This window comes from Dulcicalothrix desertica PCC 7102, from assembly GCF_003991905.1.
GTDB classification, from domain to species: Bacteria; Cyanobacteriota; Cyanobacteriia; order Cyanobacteriales; family Nostocaceae; genus Dulcicalothrix; species Dulcicalothrix desertica.
The window spans coordinates 245,470-268,157 of sequence record NZ_RSCL01000012.1; the positions used below are offsets into that span (position 1 = coordinate 245,470).

The 22,688-nt window shown below is 38.7% G+C and carries 14 protein-coding genes; 11 read left to right on the top strand and 3 right to left on the bottom strand.

Features of this window, described 5'->3' with window-relative positions; genetic code table 11:
- The first annotated feature begins 61 nt into the window (after positions 1–61).
- The 3 genes from DSM106972_RS25070 to DSM106972_RS25080 are packed head-to-tail and all read left to right on the top strand — an operon-like array spanning position 62 to position 9,737.
- Positions 62–7,843 carry a CHAT domain-containing protein gene (locus DSM106972_RS25070; RefSeq protein WP_127083252.1) on the top strand — a complete coding sequence of 2,594 codons (7,782 nt, stop codon included), beginning with the start codon at positions 62–64 and terminating at the stop codon, positions 7,841–7,843.
- A gap of 46 nt (positions 7,844–7,889) precedes the next feature.
- Positions 7,890–8,225, top strand: coding sequence for a hypothetical protein (locus DSM106972_RS25075; protein WP_127083253.1), 336 nt, complete (start codon positions 7,890–7,892; stop codon positions 8,223–8,225).
- A gap of 21 nt (positions 8,226–8,246) precedes the next feature.
- Positions 8,247–9,737, top strand: a complete 1,491-nt coding sequence (locus DSM106972_RS25080) for a hypothetical protein (RefSeq protein ID WP_127083254.1) — start codon at positions 8,247–8,249, stop codon at positions 9,735–9,737.
- 4 nt (positions 9,738–9,741) lie between these two features.
- On the opposite strand, the gene DSM106972_RS25085 is transcribed toward DSM106972_RS25080, so the two are convergent.
- Together DSM106972_RS25085 and DSM106972_RS25090 are read right to left on the bottom strand one after the other, a co-directional pair.
- Positions 9,742–11,922 (bottom strand): tetratricopeptide repeat protein, encoded by a 2,181-nt coding sequence (locus DSM106972_RS25085; protein ID WP_127083255.1) that lies wholly within the window; start codon positions 11,920–11,922, stop codon positions 9,742–9,744.
- Between the two features lie 123 nt (positions 11,923–12,045).
- Positions 12,046–12,339, bottom strand: a complete 294-nt coding sequence (locus DSM106972_RS25090) for a hypothetical protein (RefSeq protein ID WP_127083256.1) — start codon at positions 12,337–12,339, stop codon at positions 12,046–12,048.
- Between the two features lie 747 nt (positions 12,340–13,086).
- Here DSM106972_RS25090 and DSM106972_RS25095 point away from each other — a divergent pair.
- The 5 genes from DSM106972_RS25095 (at position 13,087) to DSM106972_RS25115 (ending at position 19,257) form a co-directional block, all read left to right on the top strand.
- Positions 13,087–15,540 (top strand): Hsp70 family protein, encoded by a 2,454-nt coding sequence (locus tag DSM106972_RS25095; protein WP_127083257.1) that lies wholly within the window; start codon positions 13,087–13,089, stop codon positions 15,538–15,540.
- Between the two features lie 18 nt (positions 15,541–15,558).
- Positions 15,559–16,776: a 3'-5' exonuclease gene (locus DSM106972_RS25100; RefSeq protein ID WP_127083258.1), complete on the top strand. Its 1,218-nt coding sequence runs from the start codon at positions 15,559–15,561 to the stop codon at positions 16,774–16,776.
- Positions 16,776–17,801 carry a hypothetical protein gene (locus DSM106972_RS25105; protein WP_127083259.1) on the top strand — a complete coding sequence of 342 codons (1,026 nt, stop codon included), beginning with the start codon at positions 16,776–16,778 and terminating at the stop codon, positions 17,799–17,801. The genes DSM106972_RS25100 and DSM106972_RS25105 overlap by 1 nt, the downstream gene beginning before the upstream one ends.
- Positions 17,802–17,968: 167 nt before the next feature.
- A complete protein-coding gene (locus DSM106972_RS25110; RefSeq protein ID WP_233787477.1) occupies positions 17,969–18,673 on the top strand; it encodes an SDR family oxidoreductase in 705 nt (234 codons plus the stop codon).
- 149 nt (positions 18,674–18,822) lie between these two features.
- On the top strand, positions 18,823–19,257 hold the full coding sequence (locus DSM106972_RS25115) for an aldehyde-activating protein (RefSeq protein WP_127083261.1): 435 nt from the start codon (positions 18,823–18,825) through the stop codon (positions 19,255–19,257).
- Between the two features lie 152 nt (positions 19,258–19,409).
- On the opposite strand, the gene DSM106972_RS53830 is transcribed toward DSM106972_RS25115, so the two are convergent.
- Positions 19,410–19,865 (bottom strand): phosphotransferase, encoded by a 456-nt coding sequence (locus tag DSM106972_RS53830; RefSeq protein WP_233787475.1) that lies wholly within the window; start codon positions 19,863–19,865, stop codon positions 19,410–19,412.
- A 17-nt stretch (positions 19,866–19,882) separates the two neighbouring features.
- Here DSM106972_RS53830 and DSM106972_RS53835 point away from each other — a divergent pair, with 17 nt between their 5' ends.
- The 3 genes from DSM106972_RS53835 (at position 19,883) to DSM106972_RS25125 (ending at position 22,378) form a co-directional block, all read left to right on the top strand.
- Complete coding sequence (locus DSM106972_RS53835) at positions 19,883–20,029, top strand: hypothetical protein (protein ID WP_233787469.1); 147 nt, start codon at positions 19,883–19,885, stop codon at positions 20,027–20,029.
- 691 nt (positions 20,030–20,720) lie between these two features.
- Entirely contained in the window at positions 20,721–21,302 is a 582-nt protein-coding gene (locus DSM106972_RS53840) for a hypothetical protein (RefSeq protein WP_233787468.1), read from the top strand.
- A complete protein-coding gene (locus tag DSM106972_RS25125; protein WP_233787466.1) occupies positions 21,296–22,378 on the top strand; it encodes a zinc ribbon domain-containing protein in 1,083 nt (360 codons plus the stop codon). Before DSM106972_RS53840 ends, DSM106972_RS25125 begins: the two co-directional genes overlap by 7 nt.
- Positions 22,379–22,688: the final 310 nt, after the last annotated feature.

Below are 22,688 nucleotides of genomic sequence, written 5' to 3' on the forward strand. Positions count from 1 at the left end.
GTAGCCAAATTGTTGAATCAGTTATATGGTAAATTAACCTTACGCAAAAACGCATCAACCCATGAATGAACGGCAAAAGCAAGTCTATACTAACCTCATCACTAGTTTGCTAAGTTGTTCTAGTGGGGAAGAACAAGATATTTTAGCTGCAAACCAGCATTTATTGGATGCTGACTTTTTAGAGACATTGGAAGAGTTTGCAGAAAAATTCTCAGAGCAGAAAATTGAAAATACAGCGGATTGGTTGAGAAATTTGGCGAGTCAAATTGCACAAACCATAAATATAGTTCCCCAATCTCCTCAAACACAAGGGGAAACAGTAACCTCACTCAAAAATAACGACTCTCAAGAAGACTTCCTCTTTCAAGTATTGCAGGCAATCCACGACAGTAACGTAAACTCGCAAGTCGTGTACTCCCTACTGCAAGAAAACCTAGATAAATTAGATGATAACTTTGCTACTTTTTTGCGAAGCTGGGCAATAACGACACTGCCATACATGGCGCCGGAACTAGCTCAAGTTATTGCCAAAGGTATTGTCAATTTTAGCTTGTTAATTCAGGAATTCCCTTTAGGAAGTATAGCAAGTAATCTAGAGATTGCCATCGCAGGTTATGAAGTAACTGCTACCGTTTTGACTTGTGAGGCATTTCTCTATGATTGGGCAATTACCCAAAATCGTCTAGCTGTTGCCTACCATGACAGAATCAAAGGAGACAAAGCAGAAAATCTCGAAGTAGCAATTGGTTACTACACCCAAATACAGGAAGTTTTTACCCGTAAAGTATCTCCTACTATTTGGGCATCAACTCAAAATTGTCTAGGTATTACCTACTGTGAGAGAATTAAAGCAGACAAAGCAGAAAATCTCGAAGCCGCGATTAGCTACTACACCCAAGCACTGCGAGTTTATAAGCGTAAGGCATTTCCCACTGATTGGGCAAAGACTCAAAATCGTCTAGGTAATGCCTACTATGAAAGAATTAAAGGAGACAAAGCAGAAAATCTTAAAGCAGCGATTAGTTACTACACCAAAGCATTGCAAGTTCTTACCCGTGAGGCATTTCCCACTGATTGGGAAGAGATTCAGCATAATTTGGGTATTGCCAACCGTGAAAGAATTAAAGTTGAAAATCCGGTAGCGGCTATTAGAGACTCTCAAGCTTCCTCACTTCCAAATTCCGACTCCCAAGAAGATTTCTTCTTCGAGGTATTGCGTACAATCAGCGACAGCGACGCAAACTCGCAAGTGGTGTACCCACTATTGCAAGAAAACCTAGATAAACTAGATGATAATTTTGCTACTTTCTTACGAAGCTGGGCAAGGGCAAAACTGCCACAGCTAAATTCAGAAACAGCACAAATTATTGCCGAGCTTGTTCTAAAGTTTAGCTCCTTAATTGAGCAGTTTTCTTTGGGAAATATAGCTAGCAACCAGGAGATTGCTATCGCTCTTTACGAAGTTGCTGTAACTGTTTATACACATAAGACATTTTCCGAAAAGTGGGCAGAGATTCAAGTTTGTCTAGCTATTGCCTACTATTACAGAATCAAAGGAGACAAAGCAGAAAATCTTGAAGTAGCAATTGGCTATATACAAGCAGCATTGCTTGTCTGTACCTGTGACGTATATCCCACTGTCTGGGCAGGGATTCAATATGATCTAGGTAATGCTTACTATGAGAGAATCAAAGGAGACAAGGCAGAAAATTTGGAAACTGCGATTGGCTATTACACCCAAGCACTGCAAGTTTACAAGCGTGAAATATTTCCTACTAATTGGGCAAATACTCAAAAGAATCTAGGTATTACTTATCATCAGAGAATCAAAGGTGACAGAGCAGAGAATCTCGAAACTGCGATTAGCTATTACATCCAAGCACTCCAAATCCATATCTGCGAGGAATTTCCTACTGATTGGGCAAATACTCAATATAATCTAGGTAGTGCCTACCGTGAGAAAATTAAAGGAGACAAAGCAGAAAATTTGGAAGCTGCGATTAGCTATTACACTCAAGCACTGCAAGTCTACAAGCGTGAAGTATTTCCTACTAATTGGGCAGATACTCAAAATGATCTAGGTATTGCCTATCATGAGAGAATCAAAGGTGACAAAGCAGAAAATTTGGAAACTGCGATTGGCTACTACACTCAAGCACTGCAAGTTTTTACCCTTGAGGCATTTCCCACTAGTTGGGCAAAGATTCAATATAATTTGGGTAATGGCTACCTTCTAAGAATCAAAGCAGGCAAAGCAGAAAATCTCGAAGTGGCAATTCACTACTACATGCAAGCACTGCAAGTTTTTACCCTTGAGGCATTTCCCACTAGTTGGGCAAAGATTCAATATAATTTGGGTAATGCCTGCGTTAACAGAATCAAAGCAGACAAAGCAGAAAATCTCGAAGTGGCAATTCGCTACTACACGCAAGCACTGCAAGTTTATACCCGTGAAGCATTTCCCCAAAATTGGGCAACAACTCAAAATAATCTGGGCGAAGTCTACCGTAACAGAATTAAAGGAGACAAGGCAGAAAATATCGAAGCTGCAATTGCTCACTACATGGCAGAACTGCACGTCCGTAACAGTAAGGAATTTCCTACTAATTGGGCAAAGACTCAAAATAAACTGGGTTATGCTTACAGTGATAGAATTAAAGGAGACAAAGCAGAAAACAAGGAAACTGCAATTAGTTACTACACCCAAGCGCTACAAGTTTTTACCCGTGAGAAATTTCCCACTGATTGGGCAACGACTCAACATAATCTGGGTTATGCTTACAGTGAAAGAATTAAAGCAGACAAGGCAACAAATCTCCAAACAGCGATTAGCTATTATAACACAGCACTACAAGTTTATAAGCATGAGGCATTTCCTGCTGAGTGGGCACAAATTCAAGCTAATCTACGTACTGCCAATCGTGAAAAAATCAAAGTTGAAAATCTAGCAGCGGCTATCGACTACTCCCAAGCAGCCCCATTCCCTAAGCCTGACTCTCAACTTGAATTCCTCTTACAGATATTACGGATAACTAACGAAAGCGACAATAACTCACAAGTCGTGTACCCACTGTTGCAAAAAAATCTAGATAAACTAGATGATAACTTTGCTACTGTTTTGCGAGACTGGGCAACAGCAAAACTGTCACAAATAGATTCAGAACTAGCTTCCATTATTGCTGGCGCCATTTACAATTTTAGCATTTTGATTTCGGACTTTCCTTTGGGGAGTATAGCCAGCAATATGGAGATTGCGATTGCCGGTTACGAAGTTGCTGCCACCATTTTTACTTGTGAAGAATCTCCTGAAAATTGGGCAGAAACTCTAAATAATCTAGCTTCCGTCTACAGTGGGAGAATTAAAGGAGACACGGCTGAAAATATTGAAGTGGCGATGCACCATTATACCCAAACACTACAAGTTTATAAGCGTCAGACATTTCCTACTAAATGGGCAGGGACTCAAATGAATCTGGGAAGTGTCTATAGTCAGAGAATTAAAGGAGACACGTCAGAAAATTTGGAAGCAGCAATTCATCACTTACAAACAGCACTACAAATCTTTACCCACGATGCATTTCCTACTAAATGGGCAGGGACTCAAATGAATCTGGGAACTGTCTATAGTCAGAGAATCAAAGGAGACATGGCTGAAAATTTGGAAGCAGCAATTTATCACTCACAAGCAGCACTGCAAATTTTTACTCGTGAGGCATTTCCTACTAATTGGGCAAACGCTCAAAATAATCTGGGAGCTTTCTACAGACAAAGAATCCAAGGAGACAGGGCAGAAAATCTCGAAGCGGCAATTTATCACTCACAAGCAGCACTGCAAATTTCTACTCGTGAGGCATTTCCTACTGATTGGGCAAAGGTTCAACACAATCTAGCTAATGCCTACGCTGACAGAATCAAAGGAGACGGAGCAGAAAATATAGAAATAGGAATTCACTATTACACGCTAGCACTGCAAGTTCTTACCCGTGAGGCATTTCCTACTGAGTGGGCAATGGCTCAACATAATTTAGGCGATGCCTACAAAAACAGAATCAAAGGAGACAAAACAGAAAATATTGAAGTGGCAATTAATTACTACATGGCAGAACTACAAGTTTTTACCCGTGAGGCATTTCCTAAATATTGGGCAATGATTCAACGTAGTCTAGCTAATGCCTACCGTAATAAAATCAAAGGAGACAGGGAAGAAAATTTGGAAGCGGCAATTGGTTACCATAACCAAGCCCTGCAAGTCTATACCCGAAAGGCATTTCCCACTGATTGGGCAATGACTCAATACAATATGGGTAATGCCTACACTGAAAGAATAAAAGGTGACAAAGCAGAAAACTTAGAAGCAGCGATTAGCTATTACAATGCAGCACTGCAAGTCCATACCCGTCAGGCATCTTCTAAATATTGGGCTGAAACTCAAAATCATCTGGGTAATGCCTATGGCGCCAGAATTAAAGGAGACAAGACAGAAAACTTGGAAGCGGCGATTCGCTGCTACGAGCAAGCACTGCAAGTTCATACTCATGAGGTATTTCCTATTGATTGGGCAATAACTCAATCCAATCTAGCTAATGCCTACACTAAAAGAATCAAAGGTGACAAAGCAGAAAACTTGGAAGTAGCGATTGGCTATTATACCCAAGCACTAAAAGTTTATACCCATAAGGCATTTCCTTATAATTGGGCAATAACTCAATCCAATCTAGCTAATGCCTATACTAAAAGAATCAAAGGTGACAAAGCAGAAAATCTCCAAGTGGCGATTGACTACTTCATTCAAGCACTGCAAGTTTTTAAGCGTGACGGATTTTCCAGTGAATGGGCAGCGACTCAAGATGATCTAAATAATGCTTACCGTCAAAAAATCGAAGCAGACAAGGCAAAAAATCCTGAAGCGAAAGGTAGCCACAGTGAAATAACCAATCTTCCAAATCCTGACTTCGACAAAGATTTCCTTTTAGAAGTAATGAACAGCAGCTTAGACTCGCAAGTTTTATACCCCCTGTTGCAAAAAAACCTAGATAAAATAGATGATAACTTTGCTATTTTCTTACGATACCGGGGATCACCATTACTGCAACAAGCAGATTCAGCAGATGCAGAAATTATTGCCATGCTTCATTCCAGTTTCGGCTCCTTGATCCAGCAGTTCCGACTGGGGAGTATAGCCAGTAATTTGGAGATTGCGATCGCGAGCTACGAAGTCGCCGCTATCGTTATTACCCGTGATAAATTTCCTAAAAATTGGGCAGAGATTCAAAATAATCTAGCTACTGTTTACAATAATAGGATAAAAGGAGACAAGGCAGAAAATCTCGAAGCGGCAATTTATTACTCACAAGCAGCACTGCAAGTTTTTACTCATGACGCATTTCCCACTGAATGGGCAAGAACTCAGCATAATCTGGCCTTAGCCTATAATAATAGAATCAAAGGAGATAATGCAGAAAATCTCGAAGCGGCAATTTATCACTCACAAGCAGCACTGCAAGTTTTTAGTCGCAACACATTTCCTCAAGATTGGGCACATGTTCAACATAATATCGGTATTTTCTACAATGCCAGAATCAAAGGAGACAAGGTAGAAAATTTGGAAGTGGCGATTGGTTACTACCAAGCAGCACTGCAAGTCTATACCTGTGAGGCATTTCCTACTGATTGGGCAAGGACTCAACTTAATTTGGGCGCACTTTATAATAGCAGAAGCACAAGAGATAGTGCAGAAAATATCGAAGCGGCGATTGGCTATTATCAAGCAGCACTGCTTATCTATACCCGTCAGGCGTTTCCTCAATATTGGGCAACGGCTCAACATAATCTGGGTGATGCCTACCATAACAGAATTAAAGGAGACAAGGCAGAAAATATCGAAGCGGCGATTGGGTATTACCAAGCAGCACTGCTTGTCCGTACCCGTGAAGCATTTCCTACTGATTGGGCAATGACTCAAAATAGTTTGGCTATTGCCTATGCTAACAGAATTAAAGGAGACAAGGCAGAAAATCTGGAAGCGGCGATTGGCTACTACCAAAATGCCTTGGAAATTTGTACCCGCGATGCCCTGCCCGAAGATCATGCCCGAACTTTATTCGGCCTTGGAATTCTTTACCGAGAAAACAACCAGCTAACTCTTGCCTACGATACCTTTGCAGCTGCGATTGAAACAGTAGAATCTCTGCGGGGAGAAATTATCTCTGGGGATGAAGCTAAACAAAAACTAGCAGAGAAATGGTATCTTCCCTACACCAAAATGGTAGAAGTGTGCTTGGAGCTAGGCAATATTACCCAAGCAATAGAATACGTTGAGCGCAGCAAAACCCGTAACTTGGTAGAACTTATCCTCAACCGCGACCAAAACAACATCTTTCCTCCAGAAATTGCGAGTAAATTGCAACAACTCCAAGACCAAATAACTATCAGTCAGTACCAAATCCAGAAAACCGAAGCTCATAACCCAATAGTCTTAGCACGACATCTTGAAGAACTGCGACAGCGGCGCAACGAATTGCAAAACCTTTATCTGCCTATTGGTTCTGGCTTTAAGTTTGACCAATTTCAGGCAGCCCTAGATGACCACACTGCAATTATTGAGTGGTATATTATCCTTAATAAAATTTACACCTTCATCATCAAACCTAATCCCTCAACAGAGTTTTCTGGTTCTAAAGCGGGAGAAAAATCATCATTACCTTCCTCACCTTTGAGGCAAGGTGAACTTCGGAGTGAGGTTAATATTTGGCACACAGCCAATGACATAAATGTTTTGATTAATTGGTGGAGTGCTTATCTGGACGATTACAACCAAAAAAACAACCGCAACTGGCGCCAGAAGCTAACCCCGCAACTAGAGGAATTGGCAAAGATTTTGCATTTGAATGAGATAATTGAGCAGTTGCCTCCACAGTGCGAGCGTCTAATTCTCATCCCGCATACGTTCTTGCATCTTTTACCCCTTCATGCATTGCCGTTATCCCACCAAGGTAAAAAAGTTTGCCTCCTCGATCTGTTCCCTCAAGGTGTTAGCTATGCTCCTAGTTGTCAGCTATTGCAACTAGCACAAAAACGACAACGCCCTAACTTTACCCATCTGTTCGCCATCCAAAATCCTACAGGCGATCTCACCTTTACCGATTTAGAAGTGCAAGCCATAACAAGCTACTTTCAATCAGCTAATGTTCTAGAAAAAGCAGCAGCTACCAAAGCCGCCATCAATAATGCTCCCCTCAACGCTGTCCACTGCGCTCACTTTAGTTGTCATGGTTACTTTAACTCGACCAATCCTCGCAAATCTGCCCTTATACTGGCAGATGCTCCCGTCGCTTCCGTTCTTAAAAACGCAGATGCAGAACGTTATCTCAATTTAAGAGACTCAGAAATCCATGATTTGGAAAACTGTCTCACATTAGATAATATATTCAGCCTCAATTTAGAACAATGTCGCCTTGTTACCCTCTCAGCTTGCGAAACTGGATTAATTGATTTCTACAACACCAGCGATGAATACATTGGTTTACCAAGTGGTTTTCTACTTGCAGGTAGTCCCAGTGTTGTTAGTTCTTTGTGGAATGTTGATGACCTTTCTACCAGCTTATTGATGATAAAATTTTACCAAAATCTCAAAGCTGGCTTAACTGTCACCCTTGCCCTTAACCAAGCCCAAATTTGGCTGCGCGGCGCCACCGGGGTCGAATTACAAAAATGGGCAAGCCAGTTAAAATTAATACCAGAACTGTCTCGACAGATTGATAAAGAGTTAGACATATTTGATTTTGATGAACAACCATTCCAAGACCCTTATTGGTGGGCAGCTTTTTGTGCTATTGGGCAGTAAACTTATATACTGAAACTAATTTTTAATCTAAATCTTAACTTTGATTATGACATCTGACTCTTTACTGCAATTTCTTCCTGTGATTCTCGAAACTAAACCCGAACTGTTTTCTACTGACGACCTCCAAGATTTGCTGGAAACTTTAGCTCCTTTGGAGAGCAACCCTCCAGATGACGCTGATGAAATACTTAGAGATTGGTGTAAAGCACGACGACCTATTCGCGATGCACTGAGGAACTTTTCGAGTGATCGCGCGGAAGTCAAAAAAGTCAAACCTTCCCAAGCTAACCAAAATCAACGTACCAGCAACTTCTTCCAAGAATTGAGCCAGCAGGTAAAAGAAAAACTTGCAAATGTAAACCAGAACCAAGGTAGCAAATAATATTTAAATCAGGTAAGAGAAATGCCCCAGAAGATTTATGCTCCCAATGTTCATTTATTTGCTTTTCATTTGAAAGTAACCAATCCACATAATTTACTCTGGGACAAATGCAATAATATTCTCTCTCAAAAACTAAAAATAGCTTCATCACTAGAAATTGAAGAACAAGAAGGATACCGAGTTGACCTACTGAAAGATAAAACTGATGATAATGTAGCTCTCAATTTTGATAGTCAAGTTTACTTAAATAGCACACCTTTACCTATCACTGGGTTTGCCACTCCCCTACGCATTCAAGATACATATGCACTTACCCTAAACCTTCGCCGTCCCGAATTTGAATATGATAATAATAATCAAATTAAGACAAAGCCAGTAGACATACATTTTCTCAAACTTCTAAACCCTTCTGGGTGTTTAATGCCCGATGAAATTGGTAGTTCTCTTGGTCAAACTATACTTTTAACCGTTTGGTACACACCAGAAAAACAGTGGTTGCCCTGGAAATCATCTCAAAATCGTCAACAAATCAGAGATTTAGCAAATAATTGCTTAAAAGAATTTATACCTAGTAATTATTTTTGTCCTGACTTCAACCAAGAAGGTCAATTATTCGGCAGTCCAATTTTTGAGTATGGTGTTCCTAGCCAAAATAAAAATTACTCTCATATACTAATTTGGATATTTTGTGAACCAGCAACTAGTGAAAAGTTTGTAGATTGTTATTCCCAGTTTGTTAATTTATATTGCTATTATCATAAAGTTGTCACAGCATATCATCTTAGCCGTCATGTATATCAAGTTGTTCGTCAAGATTATCAAAATATCGAGCCATACATCGATAGCATTCTCCAAGAGATGCCTGTTGATAAAAGCATTAGTCAAGAAGATTTAAACCAATGTAAAAAACATCTTAAAGATATTCCTCAAAAGTATTTAGCTTATTCTCGGCTAATCCGCGACTTAGACCATTATCGCCTAACAATTGACATCAATGCTCAGAATTACAGGCGAGAAATTAGAGATATACAAAACCTAAATCCAAACGAAGACCTCAGCTTATTATCGCGTTTTGTTGAAGAAGATTGCCGCCTTTTTAGTGAACAAATTCAGTCAGATTTAGGCTATTTTCAACACGGTGCCGCATTACTTGAAAAAGCTTTGACAGCAATTCAGGGGCGGATTGAAATTGAACAAGCCGAGAGTGACCGTGCTACTCAATCGCTTATAAGTCAAAAAGAGGAAGCTGATAAAATACGCGACCGTAATTTGCAAACTGGTATAGCAATTCTTGGCTTTGGCTTAGGCGCCGCACAAGTAGGTATTAGCGCAGCTACCTACATAATTCCCCAGCAACAACCGCCAAAACCTATACTATTCTTCGGCAGTCGTCTGCATCCATTCACCCAGTCGTTACTGTTAAGCCTGGTTTTCGCTATTATAGGCGGGTTTGCTGGTTGGGGATTAAGTAAAGTATTTCAAGCAATTGCCAAACCTAAATATAAATTATAAGGAACTAAGCTTTTTGGTGACAATCTATATATTGCTGGAGTTCTTGCCGCAAACCAGTATAAGACGATGGTAGCTTTGATAGCATCTGACGGGCAGCATCAATACGTCCAGCTTGAGCATACAATCGCACTATTGAGATTAGGTAGCTAGGCTCAGGCTTGAGTTGCTTATTCATTACGTCAGCAGCTTGGTCAAGAAGTTTAATTGCCTCTTTTTGACGGTTACGACCAATGTAAGAAGAAGCAAGTTTAAATGCTTCTTCTGGAAATAATGAAAGGCGCCCATCGGTATACTCTAAATCAACTGCTTGCTGGGCAATAGATAAATTACCTAACGCCAACGCTGTGGATATTAGATTACTAGTATTTGTGTTTTTATAAGCATCCTTGGGAATTTCCTGAAGCATTTTCCAAGCTGCTTCTACTTGATTCGCATTTAAAAACTGTTGCGAAATTAAGGACAACATATAATTGGCATTAACGCTTAAATTTGGGTCATTGGGTAGTGATAGAGCCAATTTAACAGCGGCTTGACGGGTTGTTTCTGCAGCACTGGTATCTCCAGCATCAGTATAAGCGCGAGCAATTGCTGTATATGCCATTGCACGAGTATCTAATTCTTTGATATTTGATGACAAGCTTAAAGCTTTAGCAAATATTGTAGTAGCTTCAGTTTTTTGACCACTTTTTCCAAATACTGCGGCAACTTGTGCCAATGTATCAATTGCGGTAGAATATTCTGGACTTCGGCGCGGAATTTGCTCTGCAATTGAGACAGCTTTGTTGGCTTGCTGTTGTTTTGCATAGGCAAGTGCTAGAGATTGAAGTAACTCAATGCGACGCTCATTATTTTTCGACGCACGCTTAATAAAAGGTGCAATTTGATCAAGTGCATTAATTTGAGTAGCAAAGTTAATAGGTGGTTCTACTTTTACAAAGGCGCCTTTTTCAAGCAATTGTTGGAAAGCTGCTTTGGCTTCTTGTTGATTACCATCTGTAATTGCTGCCATTAAAATGTCATCAATAACTAAATTGTTAGCTGCTGCTAGTTGTACAAATTCTGCAATTACTCTTTGAGCTTTTTGAGGTTGGTTAAGGCGCCGATATTCACCAGCCGCTCGCAACGAATAGTCACCACGCAGGTCTATGACACCCACTGCTTGAAGTACTGGCACTCCTGTAAATAAACGGTCAGGATTGCCACCAGCTTTTAAATAACCATCTAAAAATGCGTCGTTTTTTACTGTATCGAAAAATGAGTCAAATCCATCTTTAAATAGTTTATCAGCAAGTTTGGTCTGTTTGGCGCGGTCGTAAGCAGCAACTAAACGTCCATAGGCAGCATCATTGGCAGGAGAAATTCTTTTTAAATTTTGGTTGGCGAGTTCTAATTTATTTAATTGTAAATATAATGTAATTAAGTCGGAATTAACGATTTTTTCAGCTTTCGTAGCTTTGGCAAAACGGTCGGCAAGTTTGAGCGCTTTTTGTGATTGATTGTTGTCGGCAAACGCGCGAGCTAAAGATACACTTGGGGTGCTGCTTTGGAGCGCGCGTTCAATTTGCGGCAACTGCGGAGCAATAGCTTTGGATAGCTTTAGCTCCACAACCGCATCAAGAAGCTTAGTTAATTGAACGGCACGAACTTGCTTATCGGTGGAGTTTAATGTTTTGGTAATCGCGCGGTTAAGAAATTGAGCCGCACGTTCATTACCCTGTAATTTTTGGTAATAGCTTGCTAATTTACCAGTCATTTCTGCCCGTAAACTTGGCGATGGTAACTTCTCTATTCGCAAAGCTAATTGGTCAAAAATTGCAACGAGTTTAGGTTTTTGATTGTTGGGTAGTACTTTGAGCAATCCGTGCATCCTAGCTCTTGAACCAATGTCAGCTCCACCCAGGTCTGGTTTCTCGAATAACCATTGTGTTAACTCTCGCTCTATAGTTAAATTTAAAGAACTCGGTGAGGCTGCAATAGCTTCTAGTTTTGCAAGTCGGCGCCCAACAGCATCTGTTGCAACACTGACTGGCAAAGGATTTGGAGGATACCAATTAACATAACCTAGGTCTGAATCCGATAAGGTAACACAAGTTTGACTGGGGACTTTTGCTTGTGCTTCAGGAAACGGTAAAAAAGTAGCATAAGGTAGACTCAGAAGTAAAACTACTTTAAATAAAGAGCGCATGGTGTAGTAAAACGGTATATTTTTAGCACAAACACCTTTTACATTCCCAGTTCACCACTATCCGGGTAATAACGCTTAATTCAAGGTATTAAATTTTCTGAATAATGACTAAGTATTGCGACTCTATTTGATGAAAGGTGAAAATTCGCAACCTTTTTCTGTTAAATACCAACAATCATTACTGTTTATGATAAAGCCATCACTAACCAAGTCATCTATAAACTCAAGAATTACCTCTGAGTCATGACAGCCTATTCCTTCCATAATATTTTCAAGGTTAGGCGGATAATCCTCACTCAACTTATCCTTTTCAATGGCGCCAATAGTGTAGATAATATCGACCCATAGCGTTGAGACTAAAACTACATTACCTTCAACTGTATTGCAATAATGCTCGGTTTCATACGGAAAAATCATAACTTTTTCAAATCAATAACTTTTAATATGACTTATCTTTCGCTCCCGCCTAGCACCCACACTTCTGCTTTAAATTGATTTACAAATTTATTTTATATTACAACTATTTATTGTCAGCTAAACATTAGTTTTCCTAATCAGTATTATTGTGTGCAATAAATTCATTATCAACTAAGAGTATTTATCGAACGGCAAAAATTGCCGTTCGGGAAGTCCTTTCTGCAAGTCAATTCTAATGACAATTTCGGATGAATCGCAAAACATCACGTTCAGAAGTTTGTAAGTAATAGCGCCACATTACTAGCAGTACTAATGCATTAACTTATTAATTACAAGAACTCAAGGGTAATTAACCTAGGAGGCACCATTACCCGCAAATCGAAGTATGCTTTAATTTTTACCTTACACACGGCATCGGCGCCTTGGCATTTCTATTTTAGTTTGATAAAGTATGTGATGTTTGCTACAGACGTGTTGCCAATTAGGATTTTGAGAAAAGAGTGCCAATTGCCATCAAAGCTGTACCAACACTTTTAAATGCTTATCTGCTTAACTGGTTTAGTCAATACCATTATTACGTAAGCACTAAAAATGAGTATTATTTTTAATAAAGTTAGCAGTATCTGAGTATGACAGTGCCAAAATTATTCCGTCGTAATAAATTAAAAATAAAATATTGACATGACGTTATGTAGGCAGTTGATTTATTCTGCTAGAATTTTTTAGATTATACAAAAATTTTAATGTATGAGTTCAGCATTAAGTTTGAGTAATGTTATGGGTGTTAGGTTAGCCCAAGATAGTATTCAAGAACAGTTAAGTAATACTACTTATGTAGGTATTGACTTTGGCACAAGCACAACTACCATTAGTTATTCGATACTTGGTAATGATAGTGTACCGATTGAGACTTATGCTATGCCTGTGCAGCAGTTGCTCGAAGACGGGCGCCTGTACGAATCGCACTTAGTCCCAACTGTAATTGCTTGGTATAAAGAACAACTATTTATCGGTGTAGGCGCCTCATCATTAAAAAGCCAATTACAGCAAGGCATTAACCTGTGGGCTTCATTCAAAATGGGTCTAGGTGAGGACTTAGGTCCCGTTTACTACAATAGTAGATTACCCGCCGGACATCCAAGTACAACAATTGAAAAACCCGAAGATGCAGCGCGCGTATTCTTCCACTTTTTGAAAAATCAAGTTGAGGACTATGTTAGGCAACACAGTTTGCCATCACATATTCGTTATTCGGTATCTGTACCTGCTTCATTTGAATCTAACCAACGTACAAGTTTACTATCTGCTCTATCTGATGCCGGAATTAAGCTTGATGGTAAGTTACTAATTGATGAACCGAATGCCGCATTTTTGAGTTATTTAGCTGAATCGAGCTTAAATGGACTGGGTAGTTTAAATATACCAGAGTCGTCACCATTACAAATTCTTGTCTTTGACTGGGGCGCCGGCACGCTAGATGTGTCAATACTAGAAATTGGTAGAAGTGAAGCAGGTGGACTAACTTGTAAAAACCTGGCTATATCTAAGTTTACGGCGTTGGGTGGGGATGACATCGATAAGAGAATCGTCACCGACATATTATTACCACAGTTATTTAAACAAAACAAATGCAGCTTTGATGACTTTAGAAGTGCTGACTTGAGCAAGCGAATTATTCCTAAGTTACAGAAGACAGCCGAGGATTTGAAGATATTGGCTTGTAAATCGGTATCATCACAAATGGTATCTAATCGGTTGCCTTCAATAGCAACTAGTAATCAAAGGTTAGAATTGAATCGCTCTATAGACGTAGATTTACCTAAACAAAAATTAAACTTCGTCAACCCAAGCATGAGTTACAGCGAGTTTAATGAAGTGATGGATAGTTTTTTTGTTGGCGCCGACTCTGGCGATATTAGCGTGTTTGCGCCAATCGAATCGAGTTTACGTAAAGCTGAGATAAATAATTCGGATTTAGACTTAATTTTATTTATTGGTGGCAGTAGTAGCAACCCCTATGTACAGGTTGCTTTAGCAAACTACTTTACAGGTGTTGAGATTGAGATACCTCGTGATTTGCGTTCGCATGTTTCAACTGGCGCCGCAGTTAACTCGTTATTACTGAATGGGTTAGGTTTGACGTTAGTGCGTCCCATAGTCTCTGAACCTATTTTACTAATTACCCGTAACGGATTACAAACGCTAATTGCAGCAGGTACAGAAATATCTAGCACTAATAAGGAATTTGATTTTTGCACTGGGGATAACGAACAAGAGAAAATTCAGATTCCTTTGTGTGTCGGGAATGAAAACAAGATATTGACGGTAATTACTATTGATGCCGATACTTATTCTGGAACATTTGCTCCCAATACATGGGTACGAGTTAATTGTGGGTTGAGTGAGGATAAAGTGTTATCTGTCACAGCTAGCATTAATGGCAATGAAGTAGTTTCCACATTAGTAAACCCATTTGCGAACCGAGAACTAACTACCGAAGAAAGGTTGGTTTTTGAAGCTGAGAAAATAGCTAACGAGATGACAGCACGTAATGGTGGTAAGCCATCTGTACCAGGATTATTGTATTTAGTCGAAGCTTGTAAGGAAGCTAAATATTATTTGCGCGCGGCTGAAACGTTAGAGTTAGTGCAAATGTTGGATAAAAACGAGCGGTACGAGACATCTATTTGTTGTTACTACGACTGGTCAAATAAGAAAAAACAAGCGCTCGCTTGGGGTGAAAAAGCTTATGAAAAAGACGAAAGCGCAATTAATGCTTCCAATCTGGCAATACTTTATTCTAATAATGGTGATTACAGTAAATACGAGTCGTTAATGGAAAAGTCTTTATCGTTAAATCCAGATTTGGTTTTTCCTTTGGTTTCATACGGCAGTTATTTAATGCGTAAAGATGCTAGTCGGCAAGCTAGAGGTAGAGAGTTTGTACAGCGCGCTTTTGATTCTCTATACAAAGCATTTTTGGATAAAAAATTACATATATCGACGTATAAAACCTTAATTAATGCCGCCGAAGCTTTAGGTAAAAGTGATGTAGTAAAAGCAGTTAAGATGCGAAAACTAGAATTAAGCGCTAAATCTAAGTTTTACGATGAAGACAGCTTACTAGCATCACAAATGGAGAATAATCAAAATCTTAGTAATAAGTTAATCAACCCGACTAATTCACCGAAGTTATTTTAATTGGAGATTAATTTTTACATGTCTTGGTTAATTCCGTTTGCTAAACTTGATGCTGAACAGCGCGATACTATTAATCGTATTCTCGCAAACCCCAGACAAAACTTTTTTATTAAAGGTTTTGCAGGTTCTGGTAAATCTATTCTGTTACTGCATGTCCTAATTTTAGCTAAACAGCAAAATCCAGCATTGCGGGTGTGTGTAGTAGGTTATACAAAAACCTTAGTGGATATGTATAATGCGAGTATTCCACCTGAAATTAAGAATGCTTCTACATCACAACCCGCTAGTTTGTATGAAATATTAGCTCCGAAGCCGAATCAAAGGTCTAGTGTAAATAACAGCGGTGTTGATGCAAAAACTTATAGTGCATTTGAGAAAAGTCCTCAAGCCTATGATATGATTTTAGTCGATGAGGTACAGGATTTACCAGAAAAGGTTTTATCACTACTGCACAGCCAATGTCGTCAACTAATAGTAGCTGGCGACGGCGCCCAATCAATATACGATAATGGGATGCCCGTAGCTGCTATGGTATCATTAATCAACGCTGTTACGATTGAATTAAAAATTTTACACCGTTTGCCGAATAAAGCTATTGAAATAGTAAAGGCAATTTTTCCAAGTAATGAACTAGAAAAAGCATCGCGTTCTAAACTACGAAACGTTGATATTACTTTAGCCAAAGCATTAGATGTCAACGAAGAAATTAAATATGTATTTGAAACAGCTTCAAACTATGCTAATTCTCGTGTAAGCACAGCAATATTATTGTCAAAGAAAAAGTATATACTCGACTTTATTGATGCTGTTTTATATTTACATAATTTTGCTGAATGGGAACCAAAAACAAATAGATTTGGTGGAGAAGACTTTAATGACTTAAATGACTACCTATCTCAATGTGGATTAAACATGCAATATTTAGGTGGTGGCTGTGGTAATTTAAACGACTCATCAAAAGTACATTTACTTACTTACCATAGTGTGAAAGGATTAGATTTTGAGACGGTATTAGTACCAAATTTATGTGCGGATGTAAATATTTGGAGTGATAAAGAGATAGCCAACAACTTATTTTATGTAGCGTTAACAAGAAGCCGACTCAACTTATATTTATCGTATACAGGTAAACCTCATTCCTACATCACCCGTATACCCGATAACTTATTACGAATAATTGAACTACCAATTAAGAAGCAAGTTGAAGTAGCTACAGAGGAGGATTTCTTTTTCTAATGAAATATTTATTGCCGCTTACTAACAATGAATTTTTATTATGGTATCGTCGTTCTGAATTGAAAATAATGAAGTTTCGGTTGATACCAATTTTTGATGTAGACTTTATTAATAATGTTTCTGAACTAGATAAAATTGCAGCACGAGTAGTAAAGGCAATGCCCGACTATGATGAAGATTATGAAGTACTAATTGCAAAAGTTGAAGATAATTCTTCATTGGCGCCGTATAACTTTGAGAAAAATCAACCAGCATTTATCAATATTTCCATACACAATTTGGATTGTGTTTATCCAATTACCGAACGGGGTAAACGCTTACTAATTGGGCGAGTTGATAGCAACATCAACGTAGCCGAGCCGATATTCGAGAGTTATGTTAATGCTTCTGTTCAACAACGGCAGTCATCTTTATCATTGTTAGGTGGTACATCATTACTTAAAATTGCTGGATTAGATATAGATAAGTACCAAGATACTATAAACCCAATTAAGGATGATGCTTTGTTAGGCGCCTCTCGAAACAGCCGTGGTGAAGAATTTCCTTTAGATGGCGCCTTAATCGAAAACTTATTGTGCTATACCCGTCATGAAGTCATGCCAAATACTGATATTAGCTATTTTTATGATTTTGGGAAAATTCTTAGCAAGCTTTACCCAAGTAACGATAATATCACTGATTTATTAGATAAGTATCGTTCTTGTTTAAAGGAAATTACTAATAAAAATGCTACACTTGAGGACTTGTTAGAAAAAGTTGATGATGTAATGAGTTTGTTCGATGCTGCTTTAGATGCTAAGTTGGGCACCGCATCAATAATTATTTTCTTAAAATTGCAATCAGAGCTTTACCAACACCAAAACCTATACAAAACTAGCTTTAAGGAATTGGTTGACAGTTTAGGTCAGAAGCGAACTCGTGACATTGTTATAGCATTATGGTTAGTGGGGGTATGTTTTGGATTTGACTTCTTTTGTGCAAATTATTACGAGGCTATTCAACCTAAGTTTTTTATAGAGTTTTAGCCGCAATTCCGCCGGTTAATCGCTTTGGACGCAATTGTCTGCGTAAAAAAACACAGTAGCATGATAAAGTTATTTATACCAATGTTGATTAAGCTAATGTCCTATGAAGCTACCGAATTTTTCATTACATTGGAAAAATTGCTTTAGTAACTGGCGCCACAAGAGGTTTGGGGTTAGAAATTGCCAAATTACTTGCTTTATCGGGTGCTTCAGTTATTATTAACGGACGAAGCGATGAAAGCTTAAATAATGCAGTAGCGATAATCTCTTCTACTGGCGCCACAGTTACCCCATTAAAATTTGACATTGCTTCAGAGACAGATGTTCAAAAAGCTTTCAGTGATATTAAAGAAAAATATGGACATTTAGAGATACTTGTAAACAATGTTGGTATGCGCGACCGTCGTGGTCTTTTTGAATTTGAAATGAATTCGGTGCATAAGCTTATCAATACAAATTTAATTGCTCCTTTCAATTTGTCTCGTCAAGCCGCACAACTTATGATAGAGAATCGTAAAGGAAGAATTATAAATATTACTTCAATTGCAGGCCCGTTAGCTGATGCGGGCGATACCGTTTATACGATTGCCAAAGGGGGACTCGAAGCATTAACCCGCGCTCTGGCTGCTGAACTTGGGATGTATGGTATCACTGTGAATGCTGTTGCACCAGGATTTTTTGCGACTGAGAGCAATTTAGATGTTGTTGCAGATAAAGAAATTGCAACATGGCTATCAAAACGAACTTCGCTTGGTCGTTGGGGAGAACCATTTGAAATTGCTGGTGCAGTTTTATTTTTTGCATCCGATGCTGCATCATATGTTACTGGTCAAGTTTTAGCAGTTGATGGTGGATATCTTGCCCATCTATAATTGTTGAGTTTGCACGAACCTAAAGCACAGTATTAGAGCGACTGATAAACAAATGAGTGTACACCCAACATAACTTTTTTTTAGTTTAATGGCACCTGGGGGTGTGGAATGTCGGCTATAATGCAAAGACCTTACATGTAAGCGCTCTAATGAAACCTAACAAAAATCAAATAAAAGGAATGTGTCTTTGTGGAAATATCTCTTATAAAGCTGTTCTTCAATGTTTTCCTAATGAATTAATTCCACGTTGTTGTACATGTGACTTTTGTGTAAAGCATAAAGCACAATACCTGTCTGACCCAAAAGGCTTACTTGAAATATTCTTTAATGATTCAAATCTTGTTAATATCCATACTCAAGGTAGCGGGTTAGCCAAATTTATCCTGTGTGGTAATTGCAATACCTTGGCGGGCGTTTACTTTGAATCTGAAGATTCAATCTATGCATCTGTAAATTTAAATTTATGTGCCGACTATCCAGTATTTGGAGAAGCAGTATCAGTTACACCAAGTGCATTATCTGTCTCGGAAAAATCTCTTCGCTGGAAAAGATTATGGTTTAAAGATGTAAAGCTAAATGCATAGAAAATTCTGTGTTACTTCTCAAAGTAACTGTACAGTCGCTTACGAACTCTAGGTAAAATCCTAAATCGACGTTTAAAATTATAAATCCAATAGAAGCTTTAGTAAATTAAGTTTTGTTTGTTCCTAAAAGCTTATAATACGGCACCTCTAAATTATCCAAACAAAAATGATTCGTCTTCTAGATATTTACGAAGCAGCGTTTTAGCAATATGTTCTACATCATCAGAAATCGATTTATGTTCTTCTGGATTGCTCAAATGAAACGAGTAATTACCTATTGTTGCCATGATAAAGAATCCTTCTACTGCTTGTAAATAGCCATCTGGTAACTTACCAATAGTTTGATAACCTTCAAAAAATGAGGGTCTCACTTGAGGCATTAAATACTGAATTGACTCACCAATATCATAAAGGTAGTGTCCAAAGCCACAACGGGCAAAATCAATCGGTTGAATTTCTTCGTTGTAATATAAATAATTGCCGTCATGTAAATCTGCATGAATTAATCCCCAAACATCAGGTGTAGTACCCAACGTTTTCATCATGGCAACAATCTTTTCGGCTGCCACTGTAAGCATCTTGTAATGCTCAGGCAAAACTAAACTCATTGTTACTGCTGGATAAAATGCTTCAAGTGCTGTACGAAAAAGATTTTCATCAAATACTGGGCGGACAAAATTTTGTGGTAAATCTCATTGACTACTGTGGCGATGCAGTTGAGCCATTAATGAGTCAAGATTATGAGCTTGTTGCGGCGTTCGCTCCTTATTAGAGACACAGCCATCAATCCAACTCCCGCAATGAACAATTAAAAATATCTTGGGTATCATCTGCCAACACTTGTGTTACCCATCTACCCTCTAAGTTTTGCACTGGCTCTTGCACTATTATATTGGTCTCGCGACGCAAAGCATCAAGCGGTGCCGCAGTTGAGATTAAATCTACGAAAATCTATGCAAATGTTAGGATGACCAGACAAGTGGATAGTTTTTTTCGCACGTTGTTTGCTGGCAAGCTTTCATGGTTAAAATTTGCACGCCCTTGGCATACAGAAGTATCTAAGCCTGCGTGTGCATTATGTACAATTACATTCTTGTGCATGAAAAATTACTCTCTGATATAGAAACTTTAATTACAGTATTATACTTCAGAACGCGAGTTGACCACTCTAAACGAGCGAGCGCTCCGAACCACTTAAGAAAGCGCGGGTTTCCCTGCCGCTCCTCTACTGGTTTACCGCAGGCTCAAATTGTTAAAGTCTGTGTAATAAATATTGCATAACAATTACTGTATATATATTTAGAATGAGTTATATCTCGTTTTTTATTTACTTTCAAGTAACTTTAACCTCGGAGTAGTTTTCAGAATAATACTTGAGAAAATTTTACATTTATGCTCTTGCTTTTAGAGCATGTTTTGTCATAGAATATTATCAGTTAATAAAAGGGTGTTAAATCTGCAAAATGGCACAAGCGAAAAAACAAACGGTAAAAACAAATGTTGAAACCTACACAATCGTATTACCTATTGTTTCTTGTTCTGACTATGAGCAGGTAGAAATATTGATGAATCATTGTGGAATTGCTAGAGCGATATCTTATAATAAATATGGCTCTCTATTAGGGTGGGGCATAGACTGGAAATCTGTCATGAACTTGTCTCTAAATTCAGAATTTGTTTCAATTTTAGACCGAGAAGTACCGCAGCTAGACAAAACGCGGAAAGTCCGTGAATGGGCAGTTAACGATACAATAAAAAATATTATTGCTTCTCAAGAAGCAGCGAAAGTAATAATTAGAAATATTATTTGGCAGAAGTATCCAATGCAATTAAATCAAAGTCAACGAATTGCTTGGATTGAAAAGAATAAAGCATTGGTAGAATCTGAGATAAAATCTCTGAATATTCATAAAGGTTCAGAGGGGAAAGAGGAACGCGCGCGCTTGCCAATAAACTTTTTTATGGCGTCCTTAGAGAGGTTGCATACACTCATTATCCCAAGTGTGATGTCGAGAAGGAAAGAGACCGTCTACTCTGGTTGTTAGATGTTGACCCAACAGGTGATAATTGGCTGCATCGTCAGTATCGTAAATATTATATTCCAGGACACACTTATAAACGTAACCAAATTGTTTATCAAGGGCAAGGTTACACTTGTACCCGAATCAATCGTCACTCTGTTAAATTAGAAGTCTATGGATTGAATGCCAGGGAACGGATAGTTTTAATCTGCCGTTCCAGACAAATTATTCGAGGTCAAATTCGTTTAATCCGCTCGGAACAAAACCAGTTAGCAATTCACAGCACCAGAACACGCTCTTATAACTCTACTCATGCTGAACCAACAGAAACTATTGGAGTAGATAAAGGATATACTGAGGGATTTTACACATCTTATGGAGAAAAAATTGCTGATGGTATTGGTAAGTTAATGACGGCAAAAACTCTTCGGATAACGCAAACGAATAAAAATCGTTACCGAATACGTTGCTACGCTTTTCGGATTGAAAATACAGAAATATCAAAACGTATCTGGCAAAATAATCTCGGCTATAAAGTCAAGTCTAAAAAAATTAAAAAGGAAAAAGCGACAATACAAAATTTCATTCGTCGCGACCTACGCCGAGTAATAAAAAAACCATTAATTATTTGTGCAGAAGATTTAACCTCACCCATCAAAAATAAGAACAATTCCAAAGCTACAAACCGGAAACTAAATCAATGGATGAAGGGTGAGTTACAAGTTTCTTTAGAACAAATCGCTAAAGAAAGAGGGTGTATTGTGAAGGCGGTAAACCCTGCATATTCGTCGCAAACTGATTCAGTTACTCGTACTCTATTGGGGTCGAGGATTGGAGACAGTTTTATCCGTTATACGGGGGACGAAATTCAAGCTGATCACAATGCTAGCAAGGAAATTGAGTTTAGAGGTTCCGACAGCGACCTATTAGTTGGAATGAAAACTCAAGAAGTACTTGAAGTGTTGTTGGATCGAACGATCCGGTATTTACATTCTATGGGTAAGACAGTGCAAGATGCTTTAAATTTGGGATGGTTGCTGCCCAAGTTTAGAACAGCAGCACTACGTCTAGAACGTAAAAATTACCACCTTCAGGGGTAGAAGGTACGCTTAAGCTCTGGCTTGGAAGGCATTTTGCCGTGTCAAAAACGAACCATAGATAACGCTACCAAGTCAGAAGATAGCAGCAATTAAAGACAAATCCAACTAATTTTATGCTTTTGCATAGAAATAAGTAGATTTAGTTTACCCTACTGTAGTTCTGATTCGATAACATCTGGTTTTTGCCATATATCATTCTGCAACCCCGGCAATGCCTGGTGAATGCGGAGGAGGAAATTTGACTCAAGTGTTTCCACGTAAAAGCTTACGTTTCCGCTTTTACCAAAAACCGAATTTCTGGCGCCATCAC

Coding starts and splice junctions, on each gene's coding strand:
- DSM106972_RS53830 (WP_233787475.1), bottom strand. CDS start 19,865: ATGAGTTTAGTTTTGCCTGAGCATTACAAGATGCTTACAGTGGCAGCC.
- DSM106972_RS25100 (WP_127083258.1), top strand. CDS start 15,559: ATGTCTTGGTTAATTCCGTTTGCTAAACTTGATGCTGAACAGCGCGAT.
- DSM106972_RS25115 (WP_127083261.1), top strand. CDS start 18,823: ATGAAACCTAACAAAAATCAAATAAAAGGAATGTGTCTTTGTGGAAAT.
- DSM106972_RS25090 (WP_127083256.1), bottom strand. CDS start 12,339: ATGATTTTTCCGTATGAAACCGAGCATTATTGCAATACAGTTGAAGGT.
- DSM106972_RS25070 (WP_127083252.1), top strand. CDS start 62: ATGAATGAACGGCAAAAGCAAGTCTATACTAACCTCATCACTAGTTTG.
- DSM106972_RS25080 (WP_127083254.1), top strand. CDS start 8,247: ATGCCCCAGAAGATTTATGCTCCCAATGTTCATTTATTTGCTTTTCAT.
- DSM106972_RS25095 (WP_127083257.1), top strand. CDS start 13,087: ATGAGTTCAGCATTAAGTTTGAGTAATGTTATGGGTGTTAGGTTAGCC.
- DSM106972_RS25075 (WP_127083253.1), top strand. CDS start 7,890: ATGACATCTGACTCTTTACTGCAATTTCTTCCTGTGATTCTCGAAACT.
- DSM106972_RS53840 (WP_233787468.1), top strand. CDS start 20,721: ATGGCACAAGCGAAAAAACAAACGGTAAAAACAAATGTTGAAACCTAC.
- DSM106972_RS53835 (WP_233787469.1), top strand. CDS start 19,883: ATGCTTCAAGTGCTGTACGAAAAAGATTTTCATCAAATACTGGGCGGA.
- DSM106972_RS25085 (WP_127083255.1), bottom strand. CDS start 11,922: ATGCGCTCTTTATTTAAAGTAGTTTTACTTCTGAGTCTACCTTATGCT.
- DSM106972_RS25105 (WP_127083259.1), top strand. CDS start 16,776: ATGAAATATTTATTGCCGCTTACTAACAATGAATTTTTATTATGGTAT.